This window comes from uncultured Pseudoteredinibacter sp., assembly GCF_947500695.1.
Classification (GTDB): Bacteria; Pseudomonadota; Gammaproteobacteria; order Pseudomonadales; family Cellvibrionaceae; genus Pseudoteredinibacter.
On record NZ_CANMSS010000003.1, the window covers coordinates 407520 to 431907 of the forward strand.

17 protein-coding genes are annotated in these 24388 nt (G+C 46.9%); 7 read left to right on the forward strand and 10 right to left on the reverse strand.

Annotation, left to right across the window (positions count from 1 at the left end; translation table 11 throughout):
* Window positions 1–4 precede the first annotated feature (4 nt).
* A complete protein-coding gene (locus tag Q1A08_RS08455; protein WP_299771801.1) occupies window positions 5–1207 on the reverse strand; it encodes a glycine C-acetyltransferase in 1203 nt (400 codons plus the stop codon).
* A 366-nt stretch (window positions 1208–1573) separates the two neighbouring features.
* Here Q1A08_RS08455 and Q1A08_RS08460 point away from each other — a divergent pair, with 366 nt between their 5' ends.
* The gene (locus Q1A08_RS08460) at window positions 1574–2560 is read left to right on the forward strand and encodes a DUF523 and DUF1722 domain-containing protein (protein ID WP_299771803.1); all 987 of its coding nucleotides are present in this window, start codon (window positions 1574–1576) and stop codon (window positions 2558–2560) included.
* A gap of 25 nt (window positions 2561–2585) precedes the next feature.
* Here the strand turns inward: Q1A08_RS08460 and Q1A08_RS08465 are convergent, their stop codons facing one another.
* Window positions 2586–3083 carry a winged helix-turn-helix transcriptional regulator gene (locus tag Q1A08_RS08465; RefSeq protein ID WP_299771805.1) on the reverse strand — a complete coding sequence of 166 codons (498 nt, stop codon included), beginning with the start codon at window positions 3081–3083 and terminating at the stop codon, window positions 2586–2588.
* Between the two features lie 209 nt (window positions 3084–3292).
* Here Q1A08_RS08465 and putA point away from each other — a divergent pair, with 209 nt between their 5' ends.
* On the forward strand, window positions 3293–7078 hold the full coding sequence (gene putA / locus Q1A08_RS08470) for a bifunctional proline dehydrogenase/L-glutamate gamma-semialdehyde dehydrogenase PutA (protein WP_299771807.1): 3786 nt from the start codon (window positions 3293–3295) through the stop codon (window positions 7076–7078).
* A 241-nt stretch (window positions 7079–7319) separates the two neighbouring features.
* Window positions 7320–8459 carry a M14-type cytosolic carboxypeptidase gene (locus Q1A08_RS08475; RefSeq protein ID WP_299771809.1) on the forward strand — a complete coding sequence of 380 codons (1140 nt, stop codon included), beginning with the start codon at window positions 7320–7322 and terminating at the stop codon, window positions 8457–8459.
* 71 nt (window positions 8460–8530) lie between these two features.
* Here Q1A08_RS08475 and Q1A08_RS08480 read toward each other — a convergent pair whose 3' ends face one another.
* From Q1A08_RS08480 to Q1A08_RS08490, 3 genes are all read right to left on the reverse strand, one after another.
* Entirely contained in the window at window positions 8531–10519 is a 1989-nt protein-coding gene (locus Q1A08_RS08480) for a nitrate- and nitrite sensing domain-containing protein (RefSeq protein ID WP_299771811.1), read from the reverse strand.
* 281 nt (window positions 10520–10800) lie between these two features.
* Window positions 10801–11988, reverse strand: a complete 1188-nt coding sequence (locus Q1A08_RS08485; RefSeq protein WP_299771813.1) for a pyridoxal phosphate-dependent aminotransferase — start codon at window positions 11986–11988, stop codon at window positions 10801–10803.
* A 20-nt stretch (window positions 11989–12008) separates the two neighbouring features.
* Window positions 12009–13610, reverse strand: a complete 1602-nt coding sequence (locus Q1A08_RS08490; RefSeq protein WP_299771815.1) for a 5-guanidino-2-oxopentanoate decarboxylase — start codon at window positions 13608–13610, stop codon at window positions 12009–12011.
* A gap of 101 nt (window positions 13611–13711) precedes the next feature.
* Here Q1A08_RS08490 and Q1A08_RS08495 point away from each other — a divergent pair, with 101 nt between their 5' ends.
* Window positions 13712–14593, forward strand: coding sequence for a LysR substrate-binding domain-containing protein (locus Q1A08_RS08495; protein ID WP_299771817.1), 882 nt, complete (start codon window positions 13712–13714; stop codon window positions 14591–14593).
* Between the two features lie 141 nt (window positions 14594–14734).
* Window positions 14735–15451, forward strand: coding sequence for a DUF3334 family protein (locus Q1A08_RS08500; protein WP_299771819.1), 717 nt, complete (start codon window positions 14735–14737; stop codon window positions 15449–15451).
* Window positions 15452–15476: 25 nt separating this feature from the next.
* Here Q1A08_RS08500 and Q1A08_RS08505 read toward each other — a convergent pair whose 3' ends face one another.
* Window positions 15477–16175 carry a rhomboid family intramembrane serine protease gene (locus Q1A08_RS08505; protein ID WP_299771821.1) on the reverse strand — a complete coding sequence of 233 codons (699 nt, stop codon included), beginning with the start codon at window positions 16173–16175 and terminating at the stop codon, window positions 15477–15479.
* Between the two features lie 75 nt (window positions 16176–16250).
* Here Q1A08_RS08505 and Q1A08_RS08510 point away from each other — a divergent pair, with 75 nt between their 5' ends.
* Window positions 16251–16934 (forward strand): SDR family oxidoreductase, encoded by a 684-nt coding sequence (locus Q1A08_RS08510; RefSeq protein ID WP_299771823.1) that lies wholly within the window; start codon window positions 16251–16253, stop codon window positions 16932–16934.
* A gap of 138 nt (window positions 16935–17072) precedes the next feature.
* On the opposite strand, the gene Q1A08_RS08515 is transcribed toward Q1A08_RS08510, so the two are convergent.
* From Q1A08_RS08515 to Q1A08_RS08530, 4 genes are all read right to left on the reverse strand, one after another.
* Complete coding sequence (locus tag Q1A08_RS08515) at window positions 17073–18212, reverse strand: acyl-CoA dehydrogenase family protein (RefSeq protein WP_299771825.1); 1140 nt, start codon at window positions 18210–18212, stop codon at window positions 17073–17075.
* Between the two features lie 38 nt (window positions 18213–18250).
* Entirely contained in the window at window positions 18251–19453 is a 1203-nt protein-coding gene (locus Q1A08_RS08520; RefSeq protein WP_299771827.1) for an acyl-CoA dehydrogenase family protein, read from the reverse strand.
* A 19-nt stretch (window positions 19454–19472) separates the two neighbouring features.
* Window positions 19473–20648, reverse strand: a complete 1176-nt coding sequence (locus Q1A08_RS08525; RefSeq protein WP_299771829.1) for an acyl-CoA dehydrogenase family protein — start codon at window positions 20646–20648, stop codon at window positions 19473–19475.
* 202 nt (window positions 20649–20850) lie between these two features.
* A complete protein-coding gene (locus Q1A08_RS08530) occupies window positions 20851–21879 on the reverse strand; it encodes an AraC family transcriptional regulator (RefSeq protein ID WP_299771831.1) in 1029 nt (342 codons plus the stop codon).
* A gap of 347 nt (window positions 21880–22226) precedes the next feature.
* Here Q1A08_RS08530 and Q1A08_RS08535 point away from each other — a divergent pair, with 347 nt between their 5' ends.
* Window positions 22227–24386: an EAL domain-containing protein gene (locus tag Q1A08_RS08535; protein WP_299771833.1), complete on the forward strand. Its 2160-nt coding sequence runs from the start codon at window positions 22227–22229 to the stop codon at window positions 24384–24386.
* The last annotated feature ends 2 nt before the right edge of the window (window positions 24387–24388 follow it).

A 24388-nucleotide genomic window follows, 5' to 3' on the forward strand; every position in this document is an offset into this window, starting at 1 on the left:
CGGCTTAGATGATGTCTAGTTCTTTGCCCACTTCGATAAAGGCGTTAATGGCATGATTCAATTGCTCCTTGCTGTGCAAGGCCGACATCTGGGTGCGGATGCGTGCTTCGCCACGCGGTACGACTGGGAATGAGAAGCCGATAACATAAACGCCTTTGCTCAAAAGTTTGTCCGCCATTTGACCGGCAAGTTTGGCATCACCAATCATCACCGGGATGATGGCATGATCAGCACCGGCAAGAGTAAAGCCCGCAGCGCTCATTTTTTCACGGAAGTACTCGGCGTTTTTCCACAGCTGCTCGCGTAATTGTGGCTCTTCACGCAAAAGCTCAAGCACTTTCAAAGATGTTGCGACAACGCCGGGCGCTACCGAGTTAGAAAACAAATAGGGTCGTGAGCGTTGGCGTAGAATTTCTACCACTTCTTTTTTGGCCGCTGTAAAGCCACCAGATGCGCCACCTAAGGCTTTACCCAGTGTGCCGGTAATAATGTCTACGCGGTCCATTACGTCGCAGTATTCATGGCTGCCTCGGCCATTGGCGCCAACAAAACCTACTGCGTGAGAGTCATCGACCATAACCAAGGCATTGTATTTATCGGCTAGATCGCAAAGCGATTTTAGATCCGCAATAATGCCATCCATTGAAAACACACCATCGGTGGCAATCAATTTAAAACGAGCACCGTCTTCATCGGCTTTTTGCAATTGCGCTTCCAGCTCTCTCATATTGTTATTAGCATAGCGGTAGCGCTTGGCCTTACATAGTCGAACACCATCGATGATGCTGGCGTGATTAAGTGCATCACTGATAATGGCATCTTCTGGGCCAAGAATGGATTCAAATAGGCCGCCATTGGCATCAAAGCAAGAAGGATAAAGGATGGTATCTTCCATTTTAAGGAAGTCACTTAGCTCATTTTCTAATTGCTTGTGAATGGTTTGGGTGCCGCAAATAAAGCGCACTGAAGCCACGCCAAAACCGTAATCGTCAGCGGCCTGCTGGGCGGCTTTAATTAAGCTTGGGTGGTTGGCTAAGCCTAGGTAGTTGTTTGCACAAAGGTTAATAACCTGTTGGCCGGCAACTTCGATAGAGGTGCTTTGCTGTGAGCTGATATAACGCTCTTGTTTGTAGAGGCCGTCAGCCTTAATTTGCTCAATCTGGCTTTGTAGGCTGTGATAAAATTCGTTCTTGCTTGAGCTCGGCATAACACTTTCCTATCGATATCAACATTCGGCTATTTAGGTAAGACTAGAGCGGTAAGACTAGTGCACTAAGAATAGCTACTAAAAACTTAATAAGGGCTATTAGGCGCAATGTTATAAGGCTGCCTGTTGGTGGGCAATCAATCTATAGTTAGAAGCCTCAATTTAGTATAAATGTCGGCTGCGGGCATTTTTTTAGAGAATTATGCTGCATAAGGCCTTTGCTAAAGAAGCCAGTTAAGGTCGCTATGGCTATTGGATCCAGTCGCATTGCGGCGACGCTTAAGCTAAGAATCCTGCTGGGCTTTGTGGATGAGTTTGGTGATTGCCGTCGAGGGTTCGCAAAATGTGCGTAGTTAAGGAATTAAAATGGACAGTTTAGAGCTTGATACCGAAGCCGATAGGCCTGCGTTAGGCGTGAGTGCCTGCCTATTGGGCGAGTCGGTTCGCTATGATGGCGCCCATAAGCGTTCAGCTTTACTGCAAGCTAGTCTGTCTGGGCTAGTGTCTATGCGTGGTTTTTGCCCAGAGCTCAGCGCCGGTTTTGGGGTGCCTAGGCCAACGATTGCGCTTTACGAGGAAGCTGGTGCTGTCGAGCTAAGACGTAACCCTGGCCAGCAAGAGCAACTAGATCTAAAAGAGAATCTAGCGCCCGCAATGATTCAAAGTTGCGAGGAGATCTTCCAAGCCTGCCAAAATTTAGATGGCTATATTTTTATGCAGCACTCCCCTAGCTGTGCTTTGGCAAGTGCGGAGCTTATTGTTCAGCAAGACAATTCAGAAGCGCGCCACATGGATGGTGTGTTTGCTGCCGAGTTAAAACGTCGCCAGCCAGCCTTGCCAGTGGTGCAAGAGTGCGATTTACACCATGGACCGAGCCTGGATCGCTTTCTTGTTGCGGTTTATGCCCACCACCGGCTAAGCAGCGTTCAAAAGTCTCAGTCCTTTTCTGAGTTGCTGGATTTCCATAGTCGCTATAAATATTTGGTGATGGCTTTTAGTGTGCCCGCCTATAAACGTTTAGGTAAATTGTTGGCTTGCCGTAATGCGGATAACTTTTTGGCCCAGCTTGAGGAGTACCGTCTGGGCTTTATGCAGATCTTTAAGCAAGAGCCCAGTCGTGGTGCGATGGTTAATGCCCTAATGCACATTATGGGTTACGTAAAACAGCAGCTTAGTACAGATCAAAGTCAGCAATTGCTTGGGCAGATGCATGCCTATCGCTTGGGTGAACAGGCATTGCAGCCTATTGTTGCAGAATTACACAATGCGATTGAGCTTGGGGGAAGTGATTATATTCGGAGGCAGTATTTTTGGTGCCCGCATCCGCTGAGTGAGCAGCTGCGAGCACTTTAAATTGTTAGCTCTCTATTCGGTCGCCTTAGTTTTTACCGCCAATAGGCAGGCCGGCATCTTCTTTGACGCTTTCGATAACAATATAGGTGTGGGTTTGTGCTACCCCGGGTAGATCAACCAACTTACCTAAAACATCTCGATACGATTCCATATCTTTCATGCGCAGCTTAACAAGGTAATCAAAACCGCCGGCAACCATATCGCACTCAGCGACTTGAGGAAGTGTGACGACAGCTTGTTTAAAGTTATCAAAGACATCACCGGTGGTACGATCGAGTGTAACTTGCACATAGGCAACCATCGCCAAATCTAACATGGTGGCATCAAGCTTGGCGCCGTAGCTGCGGATATAGCCTTCAGATTCTAGGCGGCGCACACGTTCAAGGCATGGGCTGGGGCTTAAATGTACCCGATTAGCCAGTTCTACATTGGAGATGCGGCCTTCTTTTTGAAGGGTATTTAGGATCACCAGATCAGTACGATCGGGCTTAAAGGGCTTGTCACTCTTAATTTTACGGCTCATAGATCAATGCTCGCTTGGGGCTAAGTACATAAATCCTAAGGGATTATTTGGTCTCAGGCGTTAATCTCTTATTGTTATTAAAGTCTATAATTCCGCATACCTAATGCAGATCAAAATATTGTGCTATTTAATTGCCATTTTTGCAATCTAATTCTGATGTGTAATCTCTATAATGCCAAACATTCGAATTTCGGTAGTTTGGAGCTTTCATGCTGTACCCAGAAAATCACAATGCCCAGAGCGAATTGCGTCAAAGCATACGCAATGCCTATCGTATGGACGAAGGTCAGGTCGTAGAGGAGTTATTGGCCCAGGATCAGATCGACGCTATATCTAGAGCCAAAATCTGGCAAAAAGCTCGCGAGCTGATTTTGCATATCCGTAAAGAGCAAGAAGGCAAGGGCGGTGTTGACGCGCTATTGCAAGAATTCTCGCTATCTACTGATGAAGGCATTGTCTTGATGTGTTTGGCCGAAGCATTGCTGCGCGTGCCAGATAAGGACACCATGGATCGATTGATTCGCGATAAATTATCGGGCGGTGATTGGGATTCACATCTCGGTAATTCAGATTCTTTGTTTGTAAATGCTTCCGCTTGGGGTCTATTGCTTACTGGCAAGATGGTGACTTACAGCGATGAAAATAATCGCCGCAATTTTGGCATTCTTAAGCAAACCATGGGCCGCGTTGGCGAGCCTGTTATTCGCCGCGCAGTTCGCTATGCCATGCAAATTATGGGTACTCAGTTTGTATTGGGCACTACCATTATTCAGGCTCTTAAGCGTGCCAGCGAAGAGGAAGCCAAAGGCTACCGCTACTCTTACGATATGCTAGGTGAAGGCGCGCGTACCGATGCCGACGCTCAACGCTATTTCCAAAGCTATATGGATGCTATTGAATCCATTGGTAAAGCAGCCGCAAATGCTGGGCCAGAAGAAAGCCCGGGTATTTCTGTTAAGTTGTCCGCTATTCATCCACGCTATGAGTTTTCTCATCGCCAGCGCGTAATGGATGAGCTGGTTCCACGCTTAAAAGAACTGGCTTTGGCGGCAAAGCACTATGACATTGGTTTTACGGTTGATGCCGAAGAAGCTGATCGTTTAGACCTTTCTTTCGATATTATCGAAGCGGTTTATCTTGATGAGGATCTCGCTGGTTGGGAAGGTTTTGGCTTGGCGATTCAGGCCTATCAAAAACGTGCCCATTTGGTGATCGATTGGATTATTCAGCTCGCTCGCAAGGGCGGTCGCCGTATTATGGTGCGCCTAGTGAAAGGTGCTTACTGGGATTCGGAAATCAAATGGAGCCAAGAAGAAGGTCTAGAAGGCTATCCGGTATTTACCCGTAAAGCATCTACCGATGTTAGCTACCAAGTTTGTGCTCAAAAATTATTAGCCGCTAGAGATTGCATCTTCCCGCAGTTCGCCACCCATAATGCCTATAGCGTCGCGAGCATTTTAGCCATGGATAGCGAACGCAAAGGTTTTGAATTCCAACGTTTGCATGGCATGGGTGAGGCACTTTATGAAAACATGGTGGCCGATGAAGGCATTAGCTGTCGTATTTATGCACCCGTAGGTGAGCATGCCGATTTGCTGGCCTATCTAGTTCGCCGTCTGCTTGAAAATGGCGCTAATAGCTCTTTTGTAAACAATATTGTTGATGAATCGATTCCGGTTGAATCCTTATTGGAAGATCCTTTTGCCACAGTGGAATCTTGGAAAGAGAAAAGCAATTCAGTAATTCCATTGCCGGAAGATATTTTTGAAAGCGAGTTTTCTTCAGTAAGTGAAGATATCGTGGCCCGTAAAAACTCTGTTGGTTTTGATCTTACGGATTGTAATCACACCGAGCCGGCCAAAGCTGCTTTAACCGCTTTATTGGACAACTGGCTGAAGGCGGCTGCAACAGCCGAAGGTGATTGCGAAGTGCGCAACCCGGCCAATCAAGATGAGCTTATTGGTCATCTACAGTTTGATAGCGAATCGGCCATTGAAGAGAAGCTGCAGCAAGCGCAGACGGCTCAGTCAGCTTGGGCGGCTCGCCCAACAGTTGAGCGTGCAGGGTTATTAAATGCAATGGCTGATGCGCTTGAAGCGAATCGTGATGAATTCTTGGCCCTGTGTGTAAAAGAGGCGGGTAAGTCAGTTCCTGATGCAGTTGCGGAAATTCGTGAAGCCGTTGATTTTTGCCGTTACTACGCTCGCCAAGCGGAAACCTTATTCAATGAAAATGCAGTGCAAGCACGCGGTGTTGTGCTTTGTATCAGCCCTTGGAACTTCCCATTAGCCATTTTCCTAGGTCAAGTTGCTGCAGCTTTGGTTACCGGTAATACGGTTTTAGCAAAGCCTGCCGAGCAAACCAGTCTAGTGGCATTGCGCTGCATTGAGCTGTGGCGAGAGCAGGGCTTGCCTGCCGATGTGTTGCAGCTAATTATTGGCCCAGGTAAGCCAGTGGGTGAAAAGCTTGTGCCTGATACACGCATTGCGGCAGTCATGTTTACCGGCTCAACTGCGACAGGCCAGTGGATTAATCGAACTTTGGCCGCGCGTGAAGAAAACTCGGCGCCCTTGGTGGCCGAAACAGGCGGTCAAAACGCCATGATTGTGGATTCAACCGCGCTTCCAGAGCAGGTGGTTGATGATGTTATGTCTTCAGGTTTTCAGTCGGCAGGCCAGCGTTGTTCGGCTTTACGTGTGTTGTTCCTGCAAGAAGATATCGCCGATAAAGTAATCACCATGATTAAAGGTGCGATGGCAGAGTTACATGTGGGTGATCCGCAGTGGTTAAGTACCGATGTGGGCCCCGTTATCGATCAGGCGGCACTATCTCGTTTGCAAGCGCATCAGCAACACTTGGCGGAGCTATCCGATAAAAAAGCGCGCTTACATTATGCTTGTGGCATCGATAGCAATTTACCACATGGTAACTATTTTGCGCCGCATTTATATGAATTACAGAGCTTAGACATATTGCACGAAGAAGTTTTTGGGCCGGTAGTGCATGTAGTGCGCTTTAAGGGCAGTGAGCTGAACGATGTTATAGCGCAAATTAATCGCGCCGGCTTTGGCTTAACCCTAGGTGTACACAGTCGTATTCAGGCCGTTTGCGATAAGGTCGCGGTGCAAGCCAAAGTGGGCAATGTTTACATCAATCGCAATATTATTGGTGCGGTTGTTGGTGTGCAGCCATTTGGTGGTCGTGGCCTGTCTGGTACCGGACCAAAAGCCGGTGGCCCAGCTTATTTGCAGGCGCTAGTGAAGAATGTCAGCGACTCTGCAACAGACACTATCCAATTACAATTGCCAGAGCCAAGACGCGATGCAGCAGCAGATCGCCTAATGGCTAAAGTTTCATCCGCACAGGCTCATTGGAATGCAATTGGCTTTGATGGGCGTTTAAATCAATTGCGCAGGCTGCTTGCCAGCATGGCGGGTTTGGACACATTCCCGAATCTTGAAGCGATGCTACACAATAGTCAGGATAGTCTGCAGGCGATGGATGATCGTTTTGCCAAAATCAAAGAGCTGCCTGGCCCAACTGGTGAAAGCAATCTTTTGGGGCACGATGCCCGTGGCGTTTTACTGGCCTTAAAAGAAGATGGGCAAAACTACCGTGATTTCTTTGCGCCACTTATTTCAGCGCTATTGGCCGGTAATGCCTTATTGGTTAGCCTGCAAGAGGGTGATCAAGAGCTGTTCCAGCACCTGCTAGCTTTTGCCAAGCAAGCGGATATGCCGGCTGATCTTATCTGTGCAGTAAGTGAAAGTGAGCTGGCGGCTGTATTGGCAAGTCCAGAATTAGCCGCTGTTTTAGTGCCGGCATTTAGCTCTGAGTTGCAAGCTGTATTGGCACAGCGTGAAGGCGCTATTTTGCCTCAGCTACAAGCCAATGCTGCGTTCTTTGAGCAACGCTTGTTTATCGAAAAGACGATTACTACCGATACAACAGCCGCTGGTGGTAATGCCTCTTTAATGTCGATCTCTGAAGACTAGCAACGAACAAATCTCCCGCAACGGCTGTAAAGCCGAAGCATCTTTCGCCCAACTCGTGGAATATCCGCTGAGTTGGGCTTTTTTTATGTTTAAAAATTTGCTTAACTGTGCGGCTATTTTATGGTGCTTCTTTATGACTTCTAAAGAGCCGCTAGATACATTAGACGTCATTAATAAGAGCGTCATGTTTTACATGCCAAAGATGTAATCTTTGCGTGTTGATAAATTAAGTGAGATTGCTATGAGCACAACTATTTCAATTGCCAGTGATTTTGATGGTGGCAATATTGTCGTCAAGGACGCTACTAACCCCGAGCAGATAAGCTTAGAGATCCGCCGTGATATCGCGGCGGATTACTTTCAGTGGTTTTATTTTTCGGTATCAAACTGTGCGGGTCAGGCGATGGGCTTTAGTCTTGAAAACGCCAGCAAGGCCTCCTACGCCGATGCTTGGGATAATTATAATGTTGTCGCTTCATATGATCGCGAAAGCTGGTTCCGAGTCCCTGCTCAATATCAAGACGGCCAGTTGAAATGGCAACACCAGCCAGAGCACGATCAAGTTTATTACTCGTATTTTGCACCTTATGATAAGGCTCGCCACGAGCAGCTATTAACAACTATCAATAGTCATGAGCGCTGTGAACAAATCGATCAATGCCAAACGGTCGATGGTCATAGTGTTGAGTTGTTTAAGTTTGCAAGCACTGCACAAACGGCTGAAAAGCGTAATTTGTGGTTAATTGCGCGCCAACACCCAGGTGAAACCATGGCGGAATGGTTTATGGAAGGTTTACTAGAAAAGCTATTCGCCATGCCTGATAGTGAAGCTCTTCTAATGGGTGCCGATATTTACTTTGTGGTAAATATGAACCCCGACGGGTCATGGGCGGGTAATTTACGCACCAATGGTGCAGGTACCGATCTTAACCGTGCTTGGCAAGATCCTACAGCTGAATCCAGCCCAGAAGTGCTTATGGTACGTAATGCCATGGACAGAATTGGCGTTGATATGTTTCTAGATATTCATGGTGACGAAGAGTTGCCGTATGTATTCACCGCGGGCTGTGAAGGTAACCCGAGTTATTCCCTGCGCCTACAAGAATTGGAAGAGCGCTTCCGTCGCCGTTATCAAGAGATAAATCCAGATTTTCAGTCTGTCTATGGTTATGACAAAGATGAGCCTGGCAAGGCAGACTTGCGTATCGCTTGTAATCAGGTAGGGCAGCGTTTTGATTGTTTATCTTTCACCATAGAAATGCCCTTTAAAGACAACGCCAATATCCCTGATGAAAAAGAGGGCTGGTCTCCTGAGCGCTCTAGAAACTTGGGTATTTCTACTCTGGAATTGATGGCCGAATTACTACCAGATTTAAGATAGCTTTAAGTTTCATTCCTAGGTTCAAGATTCATGGCGAATAACTCGATGGGTTATTCGCTGTTTTTTTAATTCTAAACCTGAAACTGCTTTACGTTCTCAGATAGATTCTTCGAAAGATCGCTGACTTCATCGGTGGCGGCGTTTAAAGACGTTAAGCTGCTGCTGGTTTTATTATACTGCTCCTGAATAAACTGAACATTTTTGTTGATATCTTCAACAGCGATAGATTGCTCTTCGGTAGCCGTTGCAATTTGAATGTTCATTTTATTTAAGTTCGAGATCTGCTGGATAACGATACCAATATTTTCGCTGCTGTTATTTAAGCTATTGGCGGTATTCTCCGCGAGCTCTAAACTGCTGCTGATGGCACTTACTGCTTTAGAACTGCCTTGTTGAAGCTTTTCAATATTGTCTTGAATTTGCCCGGTAGACTCTTGGGTTTTGGAAGCAAGTGAGCGAACTTCATCCGCGACGACTGCAAAGCCTCGGCCCTGCTCGCCAGCTCGGGCAGCTTCAATAGCGGCATTCAAAGCCAGCAAATTGGTTTGTTCTGCAACACCTCGAATTACATCTAGGATTGACCCTATCTCGCTGCTATCTTCTGCTAGAGATTGAATAACTTGATTGGTGCTGCTCAATTCATTGCTTAACTGCTTCATCTCACTAAGTACAGTTTGCAACATCTGATTGCCGGATTCCGCTGAGTTGTTGGCCTCCTCGGATTGAGACGCTGCTTGGGAGCAGTTTTGCGCAACTTCCTGCACGGTAGAGCCCATCTGATTCATCGCGACAGCGGCCATTTGAGTTTGTCCTAGTCCAGAGTTAACTTGCTCGTTTACCGCCTCTGAAATATTTTCCAGAGTGTTTACGGTTTTATTCAGCGAGCTATCGGCTTCTTTGGTGTTATGTATGAGTGTTCGCATCTGTGCCACCATGGCATTGAATGAGTCTGCCAATTGGCCAAGGTCATCATCACTATTGCTTTGGGCGTGGGCCTTTAGATTAGATTTTTCGCCAAGCTGATGCATGGCTGAAGATATGGTTTTTAGTTGTTCGGTAATCCCTTTCACCGTGTAACTACAAAGCAATACCGCGATGGCAATACCTACAATGGCGATGATCAGAATAGTATAGAACGCAGATTGGCTGGAGTTCTTTTTTTGGCTCATCATTTTTTGAAAATCATTTTCAATCGCCAGCTCAGCCTTTTTGAGAAGGTTGATTCTTTGGGTGGCCATATTGAACCAGTCTGAAGCCTCCACCAAACTGTCTGTGCGCCCCTCTGATATGGAATCTCTAACATTCTGTATATTTTGCCAGAGTTGTGCATCGCGGTGTTTTTCCGAATTTCTAAGTAAAGCTTGGCTGGCAAGGTTTCTGAAGAGTTCCATGAACTTTTCTTGTTCGATTCCTAGTGTGGTTGCTCTCTTTCGCAACTCAATTTGCTCGCCGCTAGATGATAGAAGTGATGCAATTACAGCACGTTCAATTCCAGCTCTTTCCTTAGCTTGTAGGAAATAGACGTAGGCGGTAGCAGACCTAGACAAGTCTGGCTCATTGAGTTCTAGGCTAAGTTGAGTGTTTAGGTCTAGTAAGTTTTTGTTCTTCTCTGTGAATTTTGCCAGCGCCTCAGGGAGTGGAATATTGAACGAATCAATCTTGTTGCGGATGTCTGGCAGGTCACTGAGTTGCTGATTAATGGACTGACCAAGCTTCTTCTGTTCTGGGCTGCTTAGTGTGTAGCTTAATTCGCTGTAACTCTTGCGATAAACGTTAAGAAGCTTGTCGGTGTTTTTACGTTGTTCTTTGATTTTGTCGGCAAATCGATTGCCTTGGCTACTAAGAAAGATAGCTGTCATGCCACGTTCTTTTTGGATTTCGTGTACCAGTTGATTGGCGTTCATAGCCAATATGCTTAGGTCTCGGCTCTTGCTCATCTGGTCAGAGCTTTCTTTTAAAAGAATGAGTTTGCTACCAATAAAAAAGAGGGCGAGTAATAAAGGTGCTAAGACAATCAGTAGTAATTTGTATCGAATAGCTAAGTTTTTGAACTGAAACACAAGTCTCTCCTGCATAGTGATTTCTTAGGCAACTACGCTTTAAAGCCGCACCGCAGCGAACAAAAAAGATACCTGTATATTAGAATCTAGTACTTTATGGAGATGAGTGGTAATAATTGATGATTAATCGATGAATGGCGATTGTTAATAAAATATTCTTTGGAGTGAGAGTAAAAGGTTGTGTTCTAAATGACAGATAGATAGCTAGATAGATGGCGGGATTTTTCTTTAGAGCGAGAACAGGGCCTTATAAGGCCCTGTTCATTTTGCTAAGGAAGTCTTTAGCTGGTTAAGGCTTTAGCATAACGTTCAATGCGATCAAATGCTGGCTTGAGTACATTAATTGGCTGAGCAAGTGAAACTCGTACATAATTTGTGGTGCTTTGACCAAAGCCGATGCCGGGCAACACCGATACTTTTTCTTTCTTCAATAAATCCTCGGCAAAACATAAGCCGTTTTCGGCCAGATCGTCGACCTTGATCATAACAAACATGCCGGCTTTTGGGGTCTGGCAGGAAATTCCGGGGATGCTATTTACGCGCTCACAAACATAGTTGCGTCGTTGGCGATATTCTTCACGCACACCCTGGATATACTCTTCATCGTTGCTCAAAGCAAAGGCTGCCGCGTCCTGTACAAATTGGCAGCACCCAAAGATGGTTGATGAAGTGAAATCCAATAGTCGTTGTGAAAACTCAGTACTCGCCACAGTCCAGCCTAAGCGCCAGCCGGTCATTGCGTGGGATTTAGATAAGCCATCGATAATAACAACGTTGTCCAAACTCGCCGCTGCTTTGCGTAGCGAGGTGTGAGTTTCATCGAAGGTGATCATCGAGTAAACCTCATCGCAAACTAGCCATAAATTGTTCTCTAAGCAAAATTCGGCAAGTTCACGAAGTTGGCTTTCGCTGATCATATTACCTGCTGGGTTGCCTGGTGTGTTAATAAAGACAACTCGGGTCTTGTTGGTGACCGCTGCTTTAACGCGCTCTACATCGAGCTCAAAATGGTTTTCTACATCCAGTTCAACAGGTACTACATTGACATTCAAAGCTTTGAAAATCCCTTCGTAGCCAACATACATAGGCTCGGCCACAATAATATCTTCGCCGTCATTCAATAGGCAGGCCATAACTGAATAAATAGCGTTCGTTGCGCCTGGAAAAATCACTACATTACTAGGGTCGCAGTGTTTGCCAGAGGCTTTAATTTCGATATCAGAAATAATTTGACGTAAATGTTTCTCTCCCATCCCTGGCGCATAATGAGTGCGGCCCTTTTCTAAGCTATCAATGGTCGCTCGAATTGTTGACGGGAGGGTGGCAAGGTCAGGGTCGCCGACCGATAGCAAATAAACATCTTCGCCATTAGCGAATTGTTCGCAAGCTTGATCGTGCACGGCCCAAACACCGGAGGATTCTTCAATCAAGCGCTGCGATAGTTGGCTGATACGGGCATCGAAAGTCATAATGATGGGCTCTTAATCCGTTATGATTGAGTTAAAAAATCGGCTTCGCGAACTTCAATAACCGTGGGCATATTGTGCTCACGGTGTTCACGCAGCAGTTCAATAAGTTGAGTTGGATTTTCGGCTCGAGCGGCACGACAGCCATAAGCTGTAGCAATCGCTAAAAAGTCTGGCGTGTGAATATCACAGGCGATGGGCTGCATGCCGGCTGTTTCAAAATTTTGCGCGATCATTTCATAGCGCTGGTTATTCCACACTACAATCGCGACAGGCAGCTGAGCCTCTACGGCTGTTGATAACTCATTGATAGTAAATTGCAAACCGCCATCACCGATTAAGCTAATCACTGGCAACTCTGGCTTTGCGAGCTTTGCACCGAAGGCGGCGGGTAGGGCGTAGCCAAGCGTGCCATAACCTGTCGCGGCTGAAGCAAAGCGGCGCGTACTACGTGCCTGCAGTTGTGCTGCTGCGAAGTAGGCTGGCTGTGTAGAGTCGCCCAAAATGGCAGCTTCGGGCAGCGCTTCGTATAAAGCATCCAAAAAGGTTTGATAATTTTGATCCACACTTGGAGCGAGTTTTTCGCGAACCGCTTTGCTGCGTTGTGCACCTGCGCGTGCGGTAAAATCTAACTCGGGCAATAGCGCGGTAATGGCTGCATTGCTATCAGCTTGGATTGCAATATCGGGGCGAGCATTGCGGCACAGCTGTGTGGCATCAATATCGATGCGGATCAGCTTTCCACCAAGCGCAAAGCCCCCGTCAAAGAAAAAATCATAATCCGTTTCGCTAAATTCAGTGCCAATACCGAGGATCACATCGGCCTCTAAATAGAGATCCCGTACGGCCTGGTAGCTTGGGCTACTATTTATCAATAGCGGATGCTCGGGGGGCAGAATACCTTTAGCGTTATGGGTCAAGGTGGTGGGGGCATCCAGTTTTTCAGCCAGAGCCAAGGCGAGCTCAGCGGCATCTGCGGCACCGCCACCCAGCGCCAGCACAGGCTTTTCTGCGTTGTTTAGCAAATTGGCGGCCGCTTTAATGCTTGCTTCATTGGCTGCTGGTCGGCTTGGTAGTGGCCAGGTTTCCACCTCAACATGGCTGGCATCAGCGGTGATCACATCTAACGGCATTGAAAGGTGCACAGGCCCTGGGCGTTGGCTATGAAAAATGCTGAAGGCGCGAGCTAAGATCATAGGCAGCTCGTCCACTCTTGAAACGGTGTGAGCCCAAACGCTACTTTGTTCCATGGCGCGTTGCAAATCTGTGGTCTCGTGCAGGCGACCTTCGCCCAAGCCTTTTTCGTGGCGATTGTTATCGGCTGAGATTACCAGCATTGGGACAGAGTCTTGTAAAGCTTGTCCCATGGCGGTAGCGATATTCAGTGCGCCTGGCCCAGAAACTGTAACGCAGGCTGCCGGGCGACCGCTTACTCTCGCATAGCCATCGGCCATAAAGCCGGCGCCTTGTTCATGTCGCGGAGTTACATGGCGGATATTGGTTTGAGGCAGGCCGCGATATAGCTCGATGGTGTGAGTACCGGGTATGCCAAAAGCTGTATCGATACCATAGGCTTCCATCAATTTGGCCAACAGTACGCCACCGGTTTGTATTGCCTGAGTCATCGCTTGCCTCCTTTTATTTCAATGTTTCAAGCATAGATCCCTTGGCAGACTTTGAATAACGATTTATTCTCCATAGTTCATTCCTAAAACTCATAAAGTCTATGGCTAAATACCTACCCAGCACACAAGCTTTGCAATGTTTTGACGCCGTCGCTGAACTGCTCAGCGTAACCCGGGCCAGTCAGCGCTTAAATATGACTCAAAGCGCAGTAAGCCGACAGATAGCAGGGCTTGAGGCTGGGCTTTCGGTGCAATTATTTCGCCGAGAAAAGCAGCGTCTTTACCTCACGGAACGCGGGCGAGCCTACTGGGAAGAAGTTAGAGAGCTGTTGCGTCGATTGCATAATGCTTCCCAGCGCTTGCAGGGGAAGGTCTCTGGGCGGGTACGCTTGGGTGTTGAGCCTGCAATTGCTAGTCGCTGGCTGGTGCCTAGGCTGGCAGCTTTTAAACAGCGTCATCCTGAGCTTGATATTGAGCTGCAAACCGACTTGGAGGCTTTGTATTACGAGTCTGACAGTTATGATATTGCGATTCTCTATGGCCTTGGGGAATGGCCTGATCTCGATGCTGAGTTTCTAATGGCCGATACCCTAGTGGCCGTTAGCTCGCCATCATTGCTGCAACAATTTGGCAAAATTCAGCGGCTTGAAGACAGTTTACGTTTCCCCTTACTGCATCACACCTCAAAGCCCTCATCCAGTGGAGCCTGGTTAAAATCTGCGGGCTTATCGGATCATGATATTGACGCTTTGCCCGGATCGCGGCTGCAGAGTTTCAGTTTGATATCTCAGGTGGCTAGCGAAGGTTTGGGCTTGGCGATTTTGCCCGATTATTTTGTGGCGGCCGACATTCAGGAGGGGAAATTGGTGCTTGCTTGTGATGAATCCTTGCCCTGCGAGGAGCGTTATTTTGTGGTACGCCCTAAAGGGCGCGGTGAGGATTTAGCTGTCGATGCGGTCAAACAATGGCTGCTGGGTTTGTAAGTACTGGCAAAACTGACCTTCCCAACTATGCTTATGGTTAAAATTAACACTATGTATGCATAAATTCTTAGGCATTACCGCCGATACTGCTATGAACAAGACGCGTATTCAGTAAGAAGTGCATAGGGAAAAGGAAACAGCATGAGCAGTTTAAGTCAGGTGAATGGCCAAGAGTCCAGCAACATCGTTGTGGGCCCAGAAGATATACTTTTAGAGCTGTGCGGCTCTGTTTCCACTGTATTAACAGCGGCTTGCCACAAGCCTGTGCGCCACGCGCAAATGATTCAATCCATCAAAACGACCAGCTTAAAGCCCGATATTTCTGGCTTTGTAGTATTTGAAGGTGGCTTTACCGGCTTGGTAGTGCTGAATTTCAGTGCGGCGGCGGCCATGGAAATCTATCAAGATTATATGGTCAGTATGGGTATGGATGAATCCAGCCTTGCTCTGCAGCACACTTCTGATGAGGTTTCCGATATTGTAGGTGAACTGATGAACCAGATCGTCGGTGACTTTATCAATAAAGTGAATATGCGCCTTCAAAGCTGCGTAGATCAAAGCCAGCCTAAGGTGCTGACATCCGGTCGTCAGTTAACAATTTCAATCGATGCTGGCTTACAAGAACCCGTCACCAAGCGCGTCGCGTTTTACACCAATGGCAACAATACCTTCTACCTGGAATATTCCATGGATAATACGGAATTCGTCGCCACTAAAGATTATATCGCTGAAGATGCTCATGACCCTGATGCGGTGATTGCGGGACATCAACGGGCGATTGAAAATGCCAAGATTACTTCGGTAAGCAGCAGTGGTAGCGATGACAGTGATGCGCTATTAAGTGAGCTGGGTTTATAAGTTGAGCTAAGTGACAAACTAGGGCTTAATCATTTTGTCTTTCGGTTGTTTGCCGAGTTTCTGAATCCTCTAGCCAATATGGATCTTCATCCAATTGGCTATCATCTTCCTCTTCCCATGAGTAGGTTTTACGTTCTGGAAGAGGGTCTTGGTGGCGCATAAGAAAAGCCATCAACACTCCCATCATCGCTCCAAACAAATGGAGCTCATAAGATATTCCGGGTTCGCCTGGAAAGATGCTCATTAGCATTCCACCATACAAAAAGAAGGCAATCATTAGCAGTGCGGTAGAGCGCTTGTCTCGTCTTAATAGGCCAATGATCAATAAATAGAAAAACAATCCATGGCTTAAACCACTGGCGCCAAAGTGAAAGCTATCGCGAGCGAAAAACCAGGTGAGAATTCCAGAACCTAGCCAAATAACAACAAACGCATAGTAACGGCTGCGGGGGTACCCTAAATACAGGCCGGCAACTAGCACTAGCAGTGCCGATATATTATTGATTACATGCGACCAAGAACCATGTAATAGGGGCGCTAACAAAATGCCCAATAAACTGTCAGTTTCTCTAGGGTAAATGCCAAGCTTCGGCATGCTAATATGTAAAACTTGGCAAATGCCAAAAATTGCAACTAATGCCGCGCAAAACAAAACGCTGACTAATATAGCGGATACTATGCTGCTCGATGAAGTCTTGCGATTTGCGCTTGGATAGTCAGTCATATTTCGCGATTTCACTCTCACTGTGAAAATAATTCGATAATCACCATAACAACAGTAACAAAAGACGAGATAAGTATGAAGCAAGGCGAGTTTGAAAATAAAAGAGTGGTCGTTACCGATAGTGATAATTACATGGGGCCTGTAGCGGTAGAACACTTTCGATCATTGGGGGCTAGCGTCTTGGCTTGGTCTACAGCGCTGGATAGTAACGAGGCGGTAGATAAGCTAATGGCCGAAGCGGGCCAAACGGATATTTTGATTGCTAACTTTGGTACTGAGCCTCGTCCAAATAAGGTCGAGAACATCACTGACGATGATTGGTTTTCCCTATGTGATGGTTTGCTGCATCCGTTTATGCGCGTGGTACGTGCCTTTGCAGGTCAAATGAAATCGCGTGGGCAGGGTAAAATTGTTGGGATGACCAGCGCCTCTCCTTTACGAGCAATATACGGTGCAAGTGCTTACTCGGCCATGCGCGGAGCGCAAAACGCCTTTGTACGAGCCGCGGGCAGCGAGTTGGCGAGAGCTGGCGTACAGTTCAATGCAATCGCGCAAAACTATGTCGAAAATGATGCTTATTATCCGCTGGAGCGTCGCGAGAGTGAAAAGTTTAAAGAGGAGCTAAAACAAGTTCCAGCTGGGCGATGTGCTCCTGCTCAAGAAACCGCGAACTTAATGGCCTTTTTGGCTTCCGAAGATAATACTCATATTGTTGGGCAGGCGGTGCCATTTGCAGGTGGGTGGGCGACTAATACTTAGTTAGCGTTTTGTTCGCTGAAATTAGTTAAACAAAAAACGGGCATAAATAATGCCCGTTTTTATTTTCGACTAACAATGGTCGGCTTCTTTAGCCAATCATTTGTGGCCTAAAGTGACTATTGCGTTATTTGTAGCAATTTAAGCAAGAAGCAGTGGCGTCAAGCGTTTGCGGTGATAAGCCGAATCGCCATAATGTTGCTGGCTCCATTGAGCACGGCGGATATACAGTTGGGCATCACACTCATAGGTAAAGCCCATACCACCATGAAATTGCACAGCGCGATCACCGGCAAACAGCAGGGCATCATTAGCGCTGGCTTTCGACATGCGACAAGCAATCTCAGCATCACGAGTGATATCGCCTTGGCTATCGGCTAATAAAGTGGCTGCGTGGTAAACCTGTGAACGCGCAGCTTCCATCATATTCAGCATATCAACAGTAGGGTGCTTTAAGGCCTGATAAGAACCAATCAGCTTGTTAAACTGTTTGCGAGTATTTAAGTATTCAACAGTTAGGTTTAAGCAAGCGGCTGCCGAACCGACGGACTCCGCAGCGATTAGTAAAGCGCCAATTAGCTTAACATCATCTAAAGCATTCGCAGCTGAGGATGGCATAAGCTGCTCTTCGCTGATGCTGATATCGTTTAAGTTTACAATACCAGCACGTTTAGTTTCATCGATCAGCGTATGAGCTTCAACCGCAGAGTCAGCAAGTTGCGAGCGCTCTACAATCGCTAAGCGCTGTTGCTCGCCCTGTTGGCATAAAACAATAAATATCTCGGCCTGTGCGGCCGCTTCAACCAAAACTTTACGGCCATTTATTTTACCGTCGGCACTCAAACTGCATTTACTGACCTCCGCGCCCCAATCTTCATTGTCCAGCAGGGCAAGCGTCGCAACTGTGCCATTGGCTATCATGGGTAGATAGCGAGATTTTTGTGCCTCGCTACCAGCGCGCTGAATTTGTTGTGCAGCTAAGGTACTGGCGAAGAAAGGTGTCGCCAATAACTGACGTCCCATGCTTTCGGCGATTGGAATCAGGCAGTCTAAGCCTAAAGCAGAGCCGCCATGGGTTTCTTCGATACACATTCCTAACCAGCCAAGTTCAACCATTTCTTGCCATATCTCAGCTTGAAAACCCGTCTCGCTATCAAGCAACTTTCTTACCGCTTCGATATAGGACTTATCTTGGCAAAAGCCACGGGCGGCTTCTTGAATCATTTGCTGATCTTCGCTGAAGCGCATATCGGTATTGGCTTCAATATTAATAAAAGTCATTTTCGTATCCTGTGTTAGATGCTCACTGTTATGGCTACTTACTTCGGTAAGCCAAGAGCATGCTCAGCGATAATGTTTGCCTGTACCTGGCTGGTGCCGCCGCCAATGGTGGCTGAGAAGTTATTGAAATAACCTCGTTGCCATTGGCCGCCTTCGATTGCCATATTGTCGCCAACATAAAGACCACCTTTGGCGCCCTGTAGGCTCACGGCGTATTGTCTGGCACGACGGAAAAGCTCGGTGGCGATTAGCTTGCCGCTAAGGGCCAGCGAAAATGGGTAATCGGTACAAAGCTCAGGAATTTCTCCGCGCTCTTTCATTAAGGCAAGAGACTTTTCTTCAATTAGAAATTGCACTAGCTGATCCTGCACAACGGGATCGTCTAATAGCGGCTTGCCATCACGCTGGATGGTTTTGCAGGTGTGTAGCAAATCTTCCATGGCAATTGGCAAGAATTTATAGGTACTTGCTTGGCCACCATGAACGCTGCGCTCATATTCCAAGGTGCGCATAGCTACTTTCCAGCCTTGGTTTTCTTCGCCCATTAAGCAGCTGGCAGGAATTCGCGCGTCGTCGAAGAAAGTTTGGCAGAAGCCATACTCGCCAGTAATCTTTTGAATCGGACTGGTGCTGATGCCATCGGCATGCATAGGCGATAAAAAGAATGATAGGCCGGCGTATTTGCTAGGTGCATCTGGATTGGTGCGTGCTAGCAAAATCATATATTTGGCATAGTTACCGAAAGTCGTCCAAATTTTACTGCCATTGATAATGTAGTCATCGCCGTCACGTACGGCACGGGTTTGGGCGTTGCCAAGATCCGAGCCATGATCTGGCTCAGAGAAACCCTGACACCAAATATCATCGGCGGTTAAAATACCTTTGATGTATCTTTGCTTTTCTTCCTCTGTGCCCATATCCAAAATCAGTGGGCCGGCCCAGCCAAGGCCAATCACATTGAAAATGATTGGGGCTTTGTGGTTCATCAATTCTTCATCGACAATATTCTGATAAACCTGCGGCATACCGCCACCGCCATATTCTTTAGGCCAAGCCATGCCAAGATAACCAGCTTCGTAGACCTTTTTCTGCCATGCAATTAAAAACTCTAGCTGTTCTTCGCTACCGACTTCCATAAAGGACTGTGGTAATAAGAAGCCGGGATCTTCGGGGATGTTGTTTATCAACCATTGGGAAATTTCAGCGCGAAAGGCATCCAAGGTCGTTGCATCGGTTTGCATATTCTTCTCCAAAATTCGCTTATAGCTGATACTGACGCGACGCTAAATCGCGCATAATTTCTTCTGAGCCACCGCCGATAGCATTGACTCGTACTTCTCGATAAATTCGCTCAGTTTTACAGCCGCGCAGATAAGAAGCGCCACCTAAAATCTGGCTGGCTTCTTTGGCGCAAAACTCCATGGTTTCACTGGCCTGAACTTTCAGCAGGGCAATATCGCCAAAATCGCCGCGACCTCCAGAAAGCTCGCGGGTGACAACTTGAATATACGCCTGGGTAGCATTGATGCGTTGTTTCATTTCAGAAATTTTGTGACGAATGACCTGGTGCTTAGACAAAGGCTTGCCAAAAGTTTTACGATCTTTTGCCCAATTAACGGCTTCGTCCAAACAACAGCGGGCACAGGCTTCCATATTGACGATCATCGCCATGCGTTCACTGTTAAAGTTATTCATGATGACAAGAAAGCCGTGTCCTTCTTCGCCAATCAAATGATCGGCAGGCACTTTAACGTTATCGTAATAAATGGTTGCAGTGTCAGAACACCACCAGCCTTGTTTCTTGTCTAGCGGTGTTCGGCTGACGCCTTCTAAATGGGTAGGAATTAGCAGCATAGAAACGCCCATTGGGCCTTCTTCGCCGGTGCGTACCGCAGTGCTTATCCAATCAGCGCCCATACCACCCGATATAAAGGTCTTGCTGCCGTTAACGATGTAGTAATCGCCTTCACGACGAGCGGTGGTTTTGATATTGGCAACATCCGAGCCGCCGCTGGGCTCAGTAATACCTAGTGAGATACGCTTCTCGCCGCTTAGTACTTTAGGGACCACTTCTTCTTTGATGTGCTCTTGAGAGAAATTCACCACTGGAGGTAAGCCGATGCCGTGGACTAATAAGGTACTGGCGATGCCGCCCGCAGAGCCGATACGGCCTAGCTCTTCGTTTACAATTTGAGCGTGATAGAGATCGATTCCTTCACTAATGCCTCCGTACTGCTCGGGGTAGCCCAGCTGAAGTAGGCCCACATCGGCAGCCTTTTTCCACATTTCATCGGGAATCTTGCCAGCCTCATCCCAATCATCGAAGTAGGGGGCTACTTCACTATCAAGGAATTTACGCAATTGACTGCGCCAGGCCTCATGGTCCTCGGTGAGGAAGGGGTTGTGTAGGCGGGCGCTATCAAAATCTAGGGACATGGGCTTCTCCATTATTTCTTATCGTTGCTAGGCTGTAGTCACCGTAAAACCGGCCCGTCCTAGCTGTAGAACAATCAATCTTAGAGGGGCTGCAGGACCCTTGCATTGGAATTGGTGCCAGCCGATTTGGCATCGGTGCCAATGCGAATAGATGCCCTTAAGCGGCTAAAGGGTAGCTTAGAAAATAGCTTAGGGTGATGGCCTAGAGTTTGTCGTCGCCATGCTGCTGAGCATAGTCTTTAGGAGAGATGCCATGCCAGCTTTTAAATGCGGTCGAAAAGGAAGAAGAGTCAGCATAGCCCAATAGAAAGGCTATCTCGGTAATGCCCATCTGTTGGTTTTTAAGTAGGCGCGAAGCGATCGCCGAACGAATATCCTGCACCTCATTTAAAAAGTGGGTGTTTCGCTCTGATAAGCGACGTTGCAGAGTGCGCCTAGAGATGCTCAGCTCTTCAGCAATACTATCGATACTCATCGCGCCACTTGGTAGAGCCTTGACGATAGAGCGGCGCATCTGGCGTAAGAAGCCGTCGCCACTATCGCGATCTACGGCGCCTAAGATATTTTCATGCAATCTTAAGGCGGCTTCATCTAGAGGTTTGACTAGGGGGTAGTCTAAAGCGGCAATATCGAAAAATAGGCCGCTAAAGCTCTGCTCAAAGAACAGTTGCTCACCAAATATTTGATGGTGCAGGCTAAGATCCACGGGTTCTGGGTAGGCGAAATAGGCCTTTTGTATTTTAACCGGCTGGATACAGACAGATTGCAGCAAGGATACTGAAGACGCCAGAATCATATCGGCGAAATAGCGACCGCTGTGCTCATTATTGATCAGCGGGTTCCATTGGGTGCGAATGCTATCGCCTTCTCGAATTACCACTGATTCGCCGATATCGCCCTGCATCTCCATAACACTGGGCATCATATTGAGCCATTGTCTAAGGTTGTCGCAAATTTTTGGCAAATACAGAATCAAAGAAACGAGATTGAGGTAGCTCACTCGCCCAACCAACAATCCTATATCTTCATTGCCACTCAGTTCCGCTAATCGTTTGGCCAGTTTATAAATAGCGGCAACGGGCATACGAAAATCAGGGTTTTCCAGCCACAGTGGGTCTAAGTCGCAATCGCTGATCAAGCGTTGGCGTGAAACTTCTAGACTGTCGGCAAGTTGCATAAATAGCAGCGCTTGGCGGCTGGATACCGTCCAGCTGGGGTCTATAGCGGTCATTAGCAGCCCAGCAGCAAGATGTTGTTTACTAAGTAGTCTGGGTAGCTCATAAGTTTTTCGCCATTTGTCTGCCGTAGATTGGTAGGGCTTTGCGTGAGCCTAATATTCTCAAGCAAAATTGCTAGCCTGGTCAACAAAAAAACCCTTAAGGACAGCTAAATATAATTACTTTGTCGCTAAATTGCATTCAGCGTTTGCTGGTCTAGTCTTCAATTTAAGGCGTCATAAAAATTAGCGTGTTAATTGCTATGACAGCTTTACAACTATTTCTAAAAATTATTGAAAACTATAGGCACAAGTAGTGTGGCTGCATAGGCCTCGTGCAAAGGATTTGGGAAGGGTGTCAAGTGAATGCAGCATTACCACGTCCAGTGATCCTGGTGACGGATGATGTACTGGCTAATCGCGTAGCCATGCGTCAAGTATTAAAGTCCGTCGATGCGGATATTATCGAAGCCTCATCGGGAAACGAAACCCTGATGTTGATGCTTAAGCACGATAATGTTGCTCTGATCCTTCTCGATATCAATATGCCGGAAATGAACGGCTATGAGGTAGCAGAGCTGTTACGCTATGAAGAGCGTAGTCGCTGTGTACCCATTATCTTTGTGACTGCCGCCTATAAGGATGAGCGCCATGAAATGTTGGGCTATATCTCTGGTGCCGTAGATTATATCGAAAAGCCAGTTGAGCGTGACATTCTAACTTCCAAAGTCAATATTTTTCTACAGCTGCATGAGCAAAAGCAAAAACTGGAGAGCCTGAATAAACAATTAAAAGAAAACTATCAGCAGCTAAAAATTGAAGTGGGCGAAAGGGTCAAGGCCGAACAAAACCTTCGCAAGCTTTCAGAAGCGGTCAAGCAGAGCCCCGCATCGGTCATTATAACCGATGCCAATGCCAAAATTGAATTTGTTAACCCAACTTTTACTCGTCTTGCTGGTTATTCGACAGATCAAGTGCTTGGGGAAAGTCTGCGTTTTCACCAATCTGGTTACAACCCAGAAAGTGCGGAGCAATCGATTCTCACTTCTATAGAGACCGGTCAGTCTTGGTGTGGCGAACTTCATAATCGCAAGCAGGACGGCAATCTTTATTGGTCATATACCACCATATCTCCCTTATATGATGCGGGCGGTGAAATTAGTAATTATTTGTGCATCGAAGAAGATATAACTGTTCGAAAAGATTATGAGAGACGCCTATTAAAACAAGCCAACTTTGACGAGGTGACCGATCTACCCAATCGAATTCTGGCTCTAGATCGGATTAGCCAAGCGTTTTCTATTGCTGAGGGAGATGAGCATTTTTGCCCGCTGTTTTTCATTGATATTGATGGCCTGCGACGCATCAATGAAACCTTAGGTCACGATGCGGGTGATCGGGTATTGGTTGAGATTAGTCGTCGGCTTAAGGAAATGGTTCGCGCTGGTGATACGGTGGCGCGAATAGGTAGTGATGAGTTTCTAATCATTCCACAGGGCATCAATGATGCAACGGCCGCAGCTGCAATGGCGACCAAAATATTGGGGGTGATTGAAGAGCCTTTAACCATCGACGCCCAACCCGTAAGAATGTCTTCCTGTATTGGCATTAGTCTAGGTAATAATTTTAACGATGACCCTCAAACTGCCATTCAAAATGCCGAATCGGCGATGTACCGGGCCAAAGAGATGGGGCCAGGTAACTACCACTTCTTTAATGACGATATTAATCGTAGCACCCAAGAAAAACTGCATATGGAGCTATTGCTTCACAAGGCCGTGGAAGAAGAGCAAATGCAACTATGGTTTCAGCCAATCGTAGAGGTTGCTAGTGGGAAGCCCGTGGCTGCAGAGGCATTACTGCGTTGGCATAACAAAGAGCTTGGTTGGGTGAATCCAGAAGACTTTATTGAAATAGCTGAAGGTAGTGGTCAGATAAATGCGCTTGGCTTGTGGGTGCTTAGAAAGGCTGAGTTTTATTCTAAGTATTGGCAATCAAAATTTCACCGTGATTTAACCGTCGCAGTTAATGTCTCAGTGAATCAGTTTCACGACCCTAGATTGTTTGCTGAAGTTAAGCGAATTCATGCAGACAACGAGAAAAAAATGGGTGGCATTGAAGCCAAGCTGGAATTGGAAATCACAGAGCGGCTGCTGCTGAGCGATAGCGATAAAATTGGTAAGCAGCTAATCGATATACGTGATCTTGGTTTTAATATGTCGATTGATGATTTTGGTACGGGTTACTCCTCCCTGAGTTATTTAAAACGCTGTCCAGTAAATACCGTAAAAATCGACAAATCCTTCATATTTGGTTTGCCGGACGATCAAGAGAATGCAACTCTGGTCACCGCCATTGTTGCTATGGCTCATGGTTTAAATCTAAAAGTAATTGCTGAAGGTGTTGAAACTGAAGAGCAGTGGGATTTTTTAAAGCAAGTCAATTGCGATTTAATGCAAGGGTTCCATATAGGCAAGCCTATGCCAGCAGAAGACTTTGAATCATTCTTGTCTGAACATTGAGT

Coding starts and splice junctions, on each gene's coding strand:
- Q1A08_RS08530 (WP_299771831.1), bottom strand. CDS start 21,879: ATGACCGCTATAGACCCCAGCTGGACGGTATCCAGCCGCCAAGCGCTG.
- putA (WP_299771807.1), top strand. CDS start 3,293: ATGCTGTACCCAGAAAATCACAATGCCCAGAGCGAATTGCGTCAAAGC.
- Q1A08_RS08515 (WP_299771825.1), bottom strand. CDS start 18,212: ATGACTTTTATTAATATTGAAGCCAATACCGATATGCGCTTCAGCGAA.
- Q1A08_RS08500 (WP_299771819.1), top strand. CDS start 14,735: ATGAGCAGTTTAAGTCAGGTGAATGGCCAAGAGTCCAGCAACATCGTT.
- Q1A08_RS08495 (WP_299771817.1), top strand. CDS start 13,712: ATGGCTAAATACCTACCCAGCACACAAGCTTTGCAATGTTTTGACGCC.
- Q1A08_RS08475 (WP_299771809.1), top strand. CDS start 7,320: ATGAGCACAACTATTTCAATTGCCAGTGATTTTGATGGTGGCAATATT.
- Q1A08_RS08490 (WP_299771815.1), bottom strand. CDS start 13,610: ATGACTCAGGCAATACAAACCGGTGGCGTACTGTTGGCCAAATTGATG.
- Q1A08_RS08520 (WP_299771827.1), bottom strand. CDS start 19,453: ATGCAAACCGATGCAACGACCTTGGATGCCTTTCGCGCTGAAATTTCC.
- Q1A08_RS08460 (WP_299771803.1), top strand. CDS start 1,574: ATGGACAGTTTAGAGCTTGATACCGAAGCCGATAGGCCTGCGTTAGGC.
- Q1A08_RS08505 (WP_299771821.1), bottom strand. CDS start 16,175: ATGACTGACTATCCAAGCGCAAATCGCAAGACTTCATCGAGCAGCATA.
- Q1A08_RS08465 (WP_299771805.1), bottom strand. CDS start 3,083: ATGAGCCGTAAAATTAAGAGTGACAAGCCCTTTAAGCCCGATCGTACT.
- Q1A08_RS08485 (WP_299771813.1), bottom strand. CDS start 11,988: ATGACTTTCGATGCCCGTATCAGCCAACTATCGCAGCGCTTGATTGAA.
- Q1A08_RS08510 (WP_299771823.1), top strand. CDS start 16,251: ATGAAGCAAGGCGAGTTTGAAAATAAAAGAGTGGTCGTTACCGATAGT.
- Q1A08_RS08525 (WP_299771829.1), bottom strand. CDS start 20,648: ATGTCCCTAGATTTTGATAGCGCCCGCCTACACAACCCCTTCCTCACC.
- Q1A08_RS08455 (WP_299771801.1), bottom strand. CDS start 1,207: ATGCCGAGCTCAAGCAAGAACGAATTTTATCACAGCCTACAAAGCCAG.